The following is a 1,646-nucleotide window of genomic DNA, read 5'->3' as shown; positions in this document are numbered from 1 at the left end:
GCCACATAGAGCGGGCAGGGACTGGCGTCGGGCGGGGTGCACCTCACCCAGATGTCGGTATTCCCGGCGATCAGCATGCGATCGGCGATCGGATCGCCGGTGTTTCCCAGCGAGGCACGTTCCACGCCGTAGCCGAGCAGCCCGAACGCGTCCTTGGCGTAGAACGTCTCGTCGAACACGACCGCGCGTGGATGCCCCAGGTTGACGAAGCGCAGGACCGCGCCGAACGCGGCGACCAGCACCGGCCCCAGCCACCCCCACATGACGTTTTCCGGCATGGGCGGCAGTAACCGGTCCCTTGTCGATCCCATTTGGGAAATTATGGAGATAAATCAGGCACGATGAACAGCGTCGTAGAGATCGCGTTTGGGAATTCCGGCCGTCTTGGCGACGTCCACGATCGCCTGCTTCCTCGGCACCCCCGTCTCCTCGCGGCGGCCGACCTCCTCGACCAGCTCCTCCATGGACGGCGGCCGACTCTGTGGAACGTGCCCGGCGACGACCAGGGTGATCTCGCCTCGCACCCCGTCGGCCGCCCACGCGGCCAGCTCGCCCAGGCCGCCCCGCCGTACCTCCTCGTAGGTTTTGGTGAGCTCGCGGCAGACCGCCGCGGGGCGGTCGGCGCCGAACACCCCGGCCATCGCCTCCAGCGAGACCCGCAACCGGTGCGGCGCCTCGAAGAAGACCATCGTGCGCTCCTCCTCGGCCAGAGCCTCCAGCCTGCGGACACGCTCACCGGCCTTGCGCGGCGGGAAGCCCTCGAAGCAGAACCGGTCGCTGGGCAGGCCGGAGACGGCCAGCGCGGTGGTGACCGCGGACGGGCCGGGCAGCGAGGTGACCCTGACGCCGGCCTCGACGGCCAGGTGGGTCAGGCGGTAGCCGGGGTCGGAGACGCCGGGCATCCCCGCGTCGGTGATGACCAGGACGGTCCCGCCGTCCTGGAGGACCTGAAGGAGCTCGGCGGCCCGGCCGATCTCGTTGCCGTCATAGTAGGAGACGATCCGGCCCCTGATCTCCGCGCCCAGCTCCCCGGCCAGGCGGCGCAGCCGGCGGGTGTCCTCCGCCGCGACCACGTCGGCGCTCTCCAGCGCGGCGCGCAGCCGGGGCGAGGCGTCACCCACCTGCCCGATCGGAGCTCCCGCCAGCACCAGCCTGCCGTTGTCCTTCACACTCCCATCCTCCCCCATCCCAGCTGAGCCTCCGCCCCGGGGAGAAGTTCCGTAATTAGCCATGTAGGCGGTGTTTCTCGGGTGCCTGGGGTGAAGCGGCCCGTACGATGGCCGGGTGGCCGTGACCGACTTCCCCAGCCAGGCGTTCGAGCAGCCGGAGCCTCAGCCGCGCCGTGGACCGGTGGACTCCATGCGCGACCGGCTGGTGCCGCCGATGCCGGGAAGCCTCATGTGGGGGTGGCTGGGGCCGGTGCTGGTCGCCGCGTTCGGCGCGGTCCTGCGCTTCGTCAACCTCGGACGCCCGCACGCGGTGATGTTCGACGAGACGTACTACGCCAAGGACGCCTGGGCCCTGATCAACTTCGGCGCCGAGCGGAACGCGCTCAAGGACGCTGACAAGATCCTCATGGAGGGCGGCACCCAGATCTGGCAGCGATGCTCGCCTGCCGAGGTCGACAAGTGCGCCTCCTACGTGGT

1 protein-coding gene and 2 pseudogenes are annotated in these 1,646 nt (G+C 70.0%); 1 reads left to right on the top strand and 2 read right to left on the bottom strand.

The genetic code is table 11. The features are described from left to right. Together ACWEF2_RS31595 and rsmI are read right to left on the bottom strand one after the other, a co-directional pair. Positions 1–278 (bottom strand): annotated as a pseudogene (locus ACWEF2_RS31595) (phospholipid carrier-dependent glycosyltransferase); the annotation flags it as partial. A gap of 54 nt (positions 279–332) precedes the next feature. Next, on the bottom strand, positions 333–1,187 hold the full coding sequence (gene rsmI / locus ACWEF2_RS31590; RefSeq protein WP_453819907.1) for a 16S rRNA (cytidine(1402)-2'-O)-methyltransferase: 855 nt from the start codon (positions 1,185–1,187) through the stop codon (positions 333–335). Positions 1,188–1,284: 97 nt separating this feature from the next. On the opposite strand from rsmI, the pseudogene ACWEF2_RS31585 reads away from it, so the two are divergent. Continuing rightward, positions 1,285–1,646 (top strand): annotated as a pseudogene (locus ACWEF2_RS31585) (phospholipid carrier-dependent glycosyltransferase); the annotation flags it as partial.

It is taken from the genome of Streptosporangium sp. NPDC004631 (assembly GCF_053601935.1).
The sequence above is the reverse complement of the archived record's forward strand: the minus strand, read 5'-3'. Positions and strand labels throughout refer to the sequence as shown.